5 protein-coding genes are annotated in these 7,333 nt (G+C 73.9%); 2 read left to right on the top strand and 3 right to left on the bottom strand.

Annotated features, from left to right (window positions below):
* Positions 1-237: 237 nt before the first annotated feature.
* Positions 238-1,188 (bottom strand): hypothetical protein, encoded by a 951-nt coding sequence (locus AAC134_RS23000; protein ID WP_339951994.1) that lies wholly within the window; start codon positions 1,186-1,188, stop codon positions 238-240.
* A gap of 92 nt (positions 1,189-1,280) precedes the next feature.
* On the opposite strand from AAC134_RS23000, the gene AAC134_RS22995 reads away from it, so the two are divergent.
* Both AAC134_RS22995 and AAC134_RS22990 read left to right on the top strand, forming a co-directional pair.
* Positions 1,281-2,018, top strand: coding sequence for a hypothetical protein (locus AAC134_RS22995; RefSeq protein WP_339951992.1), 738 nt, complete (start codon positions 1,281-1,283; stop codon positions 2,016-2,018).
* Positions 2,019-2,744 carry an FkbM family methyltransferase gene (locus AAC134_RS22990; protein WP_339951990.1) on the top strand — a complete coding sequence of 242 codons (726 nt, stop codon included), beginning with the start codon at positions 2,019-2,021 and terminating at the stop codon, positions 2,742-2,744.
* A gap of 356 nt (positions 2,745-3,100) precedes the next feature.
* Here the strand turns inward: AAC134_RS22990 and AAC134_RS22985 are convergent, their stop codons facing one another.
* Positions 3,101-5,743, bottom strand: a complete 2,643-nt coding sequence (locus AAC134_RS22985; RefSeq protein ID WP_339951988.1) for a TIGR02302 family protein — start codon at positions 5,741-5,743, stop codon at positions 3,101-3,103.
* Between the two features lie 92 nt (positions 5,744-5,835).
* On the bottom strand, positions 5,836-7,104 hold the full coding sequence (gene lysA / locus AAC134_RS22980; protein ID WP_339951986.1) for a diaminopimelate decarboxylase: 1,269 nt from the start codon (positions 7,102-7,104) through the stop codon (positions 5,836-5,838).
* Between the last annotated feature and the right edge of the window lie 229 nt (positions 7,105-7,333).

The following is a 7,333-nucleotide window of genomic DNA, read 5'->3' as shown; positions in this document are numbered from 1 at the left end:
CCCCAACACCCGAACCGTCCGCACGTCCCTTCCAGAACCCGCAATGTCAAAGAGCCGGAGGCCTTCGCCCCCTCCCGGTAAGATCTTGCTTTCGCTTCTCTTTCCGGTCCGTCGCGGTAGCCGTTGTGTTGGCCCCCGCTCCGGTGAGGGCGGTTTCTAGGGGGATTCCCCGGGAGGTGCAACCGCTTTTTTGCAGCTTCGTGAAATTTTTGCTCGTTTGGTAAACTACGTGAAATTTCAGAGGCTTGCGGTTCCGCTCCCGGCACGCAGCCAGATGTCCGCCGCCTCGCCCGCGAGAATCTCCGGCGGTTTCTCCATCGCGGCGGCGGCGAGCGCCCCGCGGGGCGCCCGCGCAGGCGCCGCGAGCTCCCCCACGGCGCAGCCCGCCCCCGCAAGCAAGGCCGCCGCGAGCTCCCCCCGCCCGCCGACCAGCAGCCGCGGCGCGGCGGCGATGGCGCGAACCAGACGCGCGAGGGGCGTCGCGTCGGGGTCGAGGATCGCGGCGCCCGCGCGCCGGGCCGCCTCGGCCAGACCGGCGGCGGCCGCCGCCTCGCCGCCCTTCAGAAGGACCAGCGGCGCCCCCCCGACCGCCTCGCCCCCAAACGCCGCGCGCAGCCGCGCGGCCCCGGTCCGAAGATCCTCGGGCGCGGGCGGCGTCTCGAGCCGCCAGGCGAGCGGGGCGGAGATCAGCTTGTCCCAGGCGTGCACCTTCACCGCCCGCGGGGCGAAGACGCCGGCGTTCAGCATCTCCTGCATCCGGTCGAGCCGGCCCAGCCGCAGCGAGACCAGCGCCACCGCCCCCGCCGCCTCCGGCGCCCTCTCGAGGGCGATCGCGCGGGGCAGCGCCTCGACCAGGATCGCGGCGAGGTCGGCGGTCTGCCCGTACCAGAGCGGCGCAAGCGCGGGGTAGCGCAGGCGGCTGGGGAAACTCTGCACGATCCAGTCGGTGGGACGCGGCTCTCCGCCCGCCTCGGGCGGCGGCGGGGCCAGCCGGCGGCCGCGCAGGAACAGGGCGCCCGACATCGGGTTGGCCGCGACCGGGCCCTCGATGCGGCGCAGGCCGTCCTGCAGGGCGCCCTCGGGGGCGCGTCGGGCGGCGACGGGGGCGACCTCCCAGGCGCGCGACAGGGCGGCGCGCAGGGGGGCGAAGTCCTGGCGGGCCCAGGCGGCGCGGGCGGACGTCAGCACCGAAGGTCCGTGGGGGTTGGGCATTGCTCCGCCATGCGGGCGCTCCTAGGGTCCTGCGGCCGCCCGGGCGGGGCGGGATCTCGAGGGGCACGATGGCGCGGCCGGTCTTCAACCTCAACCTGTTCTCGAACGTGGCCTCGGCCGATCCGGCGCGGTGCCTGGCGGGCCATGCGGGCGCCAGTTTCCTGGCGGCCTTCGACCCCGAGGCCTCGCACGATCTGCGCATCCGCCTGTTCTGCGACCCCAATCCCCACCCCGAAACGCTGGAGGCCTGGATCGAGGCCGCCCGCGCCCCCCTGCCCGGGCGCGAGATCGAGGTGGTCGAGACCCACGGCCTCGCCGACGGCTATCGCCGCTCGATCGAGATGGCCGAGGGCGACTTCGCCTGCCAGCTCGAGCATGACTTCGTGTTCCTGCCCGGCGCGATCGGACATCGGCTGGGCGCGCTGGTCGAGGGGATGGCGGCGCACGGCATCGACCACCTGCGGTTCAACAAGCGCTGGAACCGGGCGGTGGGCTACGATCATTTCATGACCCCGCAGCCGCAGGTTCCGTTTCCCTGCTGCCGGGTCTCGGGCCGGTCGAACAACCCTCACCTGGTCGACGTGGCCCATGCGCGGGCGCGGACGCTGCAGTTCATTCCGCCCGGGGCGCGCAAGGCCGAAGGGCTCGAGGGGGTGCTGGACCTCTATGCCGGGGGCGGTCATGTCTATGGCGCGCTGGGGCATCCGGCGGCGGTGGGGCATCTCGACGGGCGGGCGCGGCGCTGGCGGGACGGGATCCGGCGGCGGCTGTGGCTGGCGCGGCAGGGACGAGGGGGGGACGACTGAATGCGACTCTGGTGGAGCATCCGGAAACGGCTGGCGCGGCTCGATCGCCGCCCGCGGGTCGCCGAACGGCTGGGCGCGCGCTGGGAGCTCGATCCGGGCGACTGGCTGGACCTGCGCCTGCTCGCGGGCCAGCCCTTCGAGGCCGAGCAGCGGCGTCGCTTCGACGAGATGGTCGCGCGCGCGCGGCCCTCGCGCCTCTACGACGTGGGGGCGAACTTCGGGCTCTACTCGGTGACGCTGGGGCTGGCGCATCCGCAGCTGGCGATCGAGGCCTTCGAGCCGGTCGGCGCGACGCGCGCCAAGCTGGAGCGGAACCTGGGGCTGAACGGGCTGGCCGAGCGGGTGCGCGTGCATCCGCTGGCGCTGTCGGAGACCGAGGGCGCGGCGGAGATCGCCATCGATCCCCGCTCCTCGGGGCTCTCGACGCTGTCGGCCTCGGCCGACGAGGCGGCGCGACGGGATTTCGCGAGGTCCGAGACCATCCGCACGGCGCGGCTCGACGATCTGACGAGCGCGGCGGGCGAGACGCTGGCGATCAAGATCGACGTCGAGGGGCATGAGGCGGCGGCCCTGCGCGGCATGGGCCGGGTGCTGGCCGAGAACCGCGGCGTGATGATGATCGAGACCCGCGCGCGCAACGCGCCCGAAGTCCTGGCGCTGCTGGCCGAGGCCGGCTGGCGCGAGACCGGGCGGGTGCAGGAAGAGATCTTCCTCGAGAAACACTGAGCGCAGGACATCGATCGGAGGCGCCCGCGTCCCGCGGGGAAGCCGCGGCGTGGACGGTCGCGCCGGGGCGGGCCGGTCGCTCGCCGCGGCGGGTCGGCGGGGGCGCGTGTGGCGGGCGGTCCCGGGTTCGCCGGGGCGCCCGGGCACGCGCCGCGGCGACTGTCGCGCCTGGAGCCGGCGGCGCGCCTGCCGCGGCGCCGGGTCGGCGCCCGGCGCGGGCGTCGACCGGGATCCGCGGAGCTCTCAGAGGGATCGGGGGGCGGAGCGTGCGGCGGCCGGAGGAGGCGCGCCCCACGCGACGGCGGGGCGCTCCAAGATCGGGCCGGGATCCGGCCGGGATCGGGCCGGGCGCGCGGTCAGAACCGCTCCAGCAGGCGGCGAAGGTAGTCGAGCTCCACATCCGGGCGGGTGCGGTCGCCGGCGCGGCGACGAATCTCGTCGAGCAGTTCGCGGGCGCGCTTCAGGGCCTCCTGGCCGGGGATCTCGGTGTCCGAGCCTTCCAGAGCCCCGCGATTGGCGGTGGGGCGACCGAGCGGGTCGCGGCCCTCGTCCTGGGCGTTGGGATCGCCCTGGCCCGCGCGGTCGCCCTGGCCGTTGCGGGCCTGCTGGCTCATCGCCTCGCCGAGCTGGCGGGCGCCCTCGCGCAGGTTCTCCATCGCCTGGACCTGGTCGTCGAGCGCCTGGCCCGGGTCGTCGCCCTCGAGCGACTCGCGCGCGCCGTCCATCGATTCGTCGGCGCCGCGCAGCGCCTCCTCGGCCTCGGGGCTGAGGCCGCGGGGCAGGTTCCGGCGCAGCTCGTCCAGCAGCTGGCGCAGCGCCTCCTGCTCCTGCGCGGCGCCGGCCATGCCGTTGCCCTGCCGGTCGCCGCCCATGCCGGGCATGCCCTGCTCGCCCGACTGTCCGTTCTGGCCGAACTCCTGCCCGCCCTGGCCGCCGGGCTGACCCTCCTGGCCCTCGCCAGGCTGGCCGCCCTGGCCCTGGCGACGCTGCATCTCGCCAAAGCTGCGGTCGGCGAGGTCCTGCTGCTCGCGCAGCATGTCGTTGAGCTCATCGAGGCTCTGCTGACCCTCGCCCTGCTGACCCTCGCCGCCCTGCTGGGCCTGCATCTGCAGGTTCTGCAGCATCTGGGCCAGACGCTCGAGCATCTGCTGGGCGGCCTCGGGATCCTCCTGGGCCATGCGCTCGATCTCGTCGAGCATCTCCTGCAGGTCCTGGCCCGTCAGCTGCTGGCCATTCTGCTGCTCGCCCTGCTGCTGGGGGTCCATGTTCTCCATCGCCTGGCGGGCCATCTCGTTGAGAAGCTCGGCCATCGCCTGGCGCATCTCCTCCATCAGGCGGGAGATCTCCTCGGGCGAGGCGCCGCGCTCGATCGCCTCCGAGAGCCGCTCCTTGGCGCGGCGCAGACGCTCGGCGGCGGAGTTCAGGTCCCCCTCCTCGAGCATCAGCGCGGCCTGCCAGAGCATGTCCATCACCGAGGCGACCTCCTCGACCTCGCGCCCGTCGTCGAGCGCATAGTCCAGCCGGCGGATGGCGGTGCGGATCATCAGGTAGGGGCCCGCGAGGTTGTCGAACCAGTCGTCGGGATAGGCGGTTACCGCCTTCAGCCGCTGCGAGACGGGGGGAAGGTTGGACATCGACCAGGCGATCGCCCGCCGCTCGGCGACCAGGGCGCGGGCCATGGGATCGTAGAAGGGACGGGCGGGCAGGACCGCCGCGCGCGGGCCGGCGGTGGCGGTCTGGCCCAGCGCATCCTCGGCATGAAGCGTCACGGTGACCGGCAGGCCGGCCCAGCCGTGCTCGGTCAGATCCTCGATCAGCGCCTCGCGCACCGACTCGGCCGCGCCGGTCAGGGGCAGGGGCAGCTCGATCTCGATGGGCTCCTGCAGGCCCGGCGGCGGGGGGAGAAGATCCGCCTCGCCGGCGAGCGCGGCGCGGTCGAGCGCGATCACCGCCCAGGCGGTGGTCACGCCGTGATCGTCGGAGGCCTCGAACGCCACGCGCAGGGCGCCGGTCTCGGCCTGGCCGACGGCGGGCTCGTTCTCATCGTCGAAGGCGATGGCGGGCGGCGCGTCCGCGGCGATCTCGAACGACCAGGAGGCGTCCGAGCCCTGCCCGGGATCGACCGAAAGGGCGCCGCTGCGCGCGACCTCCATCTGCAGGTCCCAGGTCTGGTCGCCGAAGGGGGCGAGCGCAACCTCGCCCTCGGCCACGTCCTGGCGCAGCGACGGCGCGTCGGGGGCGTTGTAGACCCGCAGCGAGATCCGCGAGCCCTGCGGCAGGGCCACGCTCTGGCCCGCGCGCTCGGTCAGGTAGACCATCTGGGCGCCGGTGTAGGAGGGCGGCGTGGCCCAGGCCTCGATCGAGGGGCGGATCTCGGCGGCGCCGGCGGGCCCCGCGCCGGGATCGAAGGCCGAGACCACCCGGTCCCCGCCGCCCCCGGCCGCGGCCGCAAGACCGAAGATCAGCAGGCCCAGCGCCGTCAGGCGAAAGGCCATCGGATCGCGGGACGACAGGCGCAGCTCGGCCGCGCGGGCCTTGAGCAGGCCCGCCTGCTCGGCCATGCGGCGCTGGTGGGCGGCCCAGACGGCGCGGGCGCCGGAATCGGCCTGGCCCGTGGCCTGCCGGTCGGCGAGCGCGGCGAGCGGCCGGTCGGCGTGATCGATCTCGAGCGAGGCGCGGGCCTCGGCCCTCGTCGGCCGCGAAAAGGCGCGCCAGCCCCAGACGAGCGTCCCGACCAGCCCCAGCGCGAAGCCTCCGAGCGAGACGATATGGGCCCAGCGCGGCATCGCCTCGAACGCGCCGGCAAGCGCGAGGCCGAGGAAGGCCGCGATCACGGCGTAGGCGGGCCAGGCGGATTGCACGATCCGCTCGAGCCACAGCGTGCGCAGGGCGCGTTTGGTCTGGCGGGCGATGCGCGCCTGAACCTTGTCGCGCCCGGCGTCGACGCCTTCGGCGCCGCCCTGCGGGTCGGTCCTCGGGTCCTCGGTGGGACGGGTCATTCAGCGGCCCTCCGCGCCAGGGGGCCCCGCGCGCGGCCCGGGACGGGAACGGCGGGGCGGGTCGCCCGGGCGCGGATCCGCGGCTCCGGGCGTCAGGCGGTCCAGGAGGGGATGGTATCGCGCGCCAGCATGTCTTCAAAGCTGGGACGCGCGCGGACCACGGCGAATTGATCGCCGTTCACCAGCACCTCGGGGACCAGTCTGCGGCCATTGTATTCAGAAGACATGACCGCGCCATAAGCGCCTGCGCTGCGGAACGCGACCAAATCGCCCGCGCCCAGCGGCGGCAGCGGCCGGGCCCGGGCGAAGGTGTCGCCGGATTCGCAGATCGGGCCCACCACGTCGACCTCGGCCTTCTCGACGCCGGGCTCGGGCTCGACCACCGGCACGATGTCGTGCCAGGCGTCGTACATCGCCGGGCGGATCAGGTCGTTCATGGCCGCGTCGAGGACCAGGAACTCCCGCCCCTCGCCCTGCTTGCGGTAGATCACCTGGCTGACGAGGATGCCGGCGTTGCCCGCGATCAGGCGGCCGGGCTCGATCTCGATCTCGCAGCCGAGATCCCCGACGGTGCGCTTGATCAGGGCGCCGTAGTCGAAGGGCAGCGGCGGCGCCTCGTTGGCCTGGCGGTAGGGGATGCCCAGGCCCCCGCCGAGGTCGATGCGGCGGATGTCGTGGCCGTCCTCGCGCAGCCGGCGGGTCAGCTCGGCGACCTTGAGAAATGCGCTCTCGAAGGGCGCGAGGTCGGTCAGCTGGCTGCCGATGTGCACGTCGACGCCGATCACCTCGATCCCCGGCAGCGATTTCGCGCGGGCATAGGCCTCCCGCGCGCGGGAGATGGGGATGCCGAACTTGTTCTCGGACTTGCCGGTGGCGATCTTGGCGTGGGTCCTGGCGTCCACATCCGGGTTCACCCGCAGCGCCACGGGGGCGGTCGCGTTGTTGGCGACGGCCACCTGGGAGAGGAGCTCGAGCTCCTCGAAGCTCTCGACATTGAGCTGGCGCACGTTGTGGGCGAGCGCGAAGGCGATCTCTGCGGCCGTTTTGCCCACGCCCGAGAACACCACCCGGCCCCCCGGCACGCCCGCGGCGAGCGCCCGGCGGAACTCGCCCTCCGAGACCACGTCCATGCCCGCGCCGAGATCGCCCAGCGTCTTGAGCACCGCGAGATTGCCGTTGGCCTTGACCGCATAGGCGATCAGATGCGGCAGGCCCGAGAGCGCCTCGTCGAACACCCGGTAGTGCCGGGTCAGCGTGGCGGTCGAGTAGATGTAGAGGGGCGCGCCCACGGCCGCGACGATGTCGGCGACGCGGACCTCTTCGGCGTGGAGCTCGCCGTGACGGTAAAGGAAGTGATCCATGGATGTCCCCCGGGGAAGCGCTGCCGCGCGGGGTAAGGCGGATCGCCTGCCGGGACAAGGGGAAAGCAGGCGCCCTGCGGGCGGGCATGGCTGCCGGGCGCCTTGGGGCGGGCGCTGCGCGCGAAAGTGGGCGGGGGGCGCCTCCGGCGGGCTCCTGCCTCACCAAAGAACAGGGCCCGCGCCTGTTCTCCGGATCCGTCTCTCGCGTCTGATGCCTGAGCGACTCGCC

Source organism: uncultured Albimonas sp., from assembly GCF_963977235.1.
Taxonomy (GTDB): domain Bacteria; phylum Pseudomonadota; class Alphaproteobacteria; order Rhodobacterales; family Rhodobacteraceae; genus Albimonas.
The sequence above is the reverse complement of the archived record's forward strand: the minus strand, read 5'-3'. Positions and strand labels throughout refer to the sequence as shown.

Coding starts and splice junctions, on each gene's coding strand:
- AAC134_RS22990 (WP_339951990.1), top strand. CDS start 2,019: ATGCGACTCTGGTGGAGCATCCGGAAACGGCTGGCGCGGCTCGATCGC.
- lysA (WP_339951986.1), bottom strand. CDS start 7,104: ATGGATCACTTCCTTTACCGTCACGGCGAGCTCCACGCCGAAGAGGTC.
- AAC134_RS22985 (WP_339951988.1), bottom strand. CDS start 5,743: ATGACCCGTCCCACCGAGGACCCGAGGACCGACCCGCAGGGCGGCGCC.
- AAC134_RS22995 (WP_339951992.1), top strand. CDS start 1,281: ATGGCGCGGCCGGTCTTCAACCTCAACCTGTTCTCGAACGTGGCCTCG.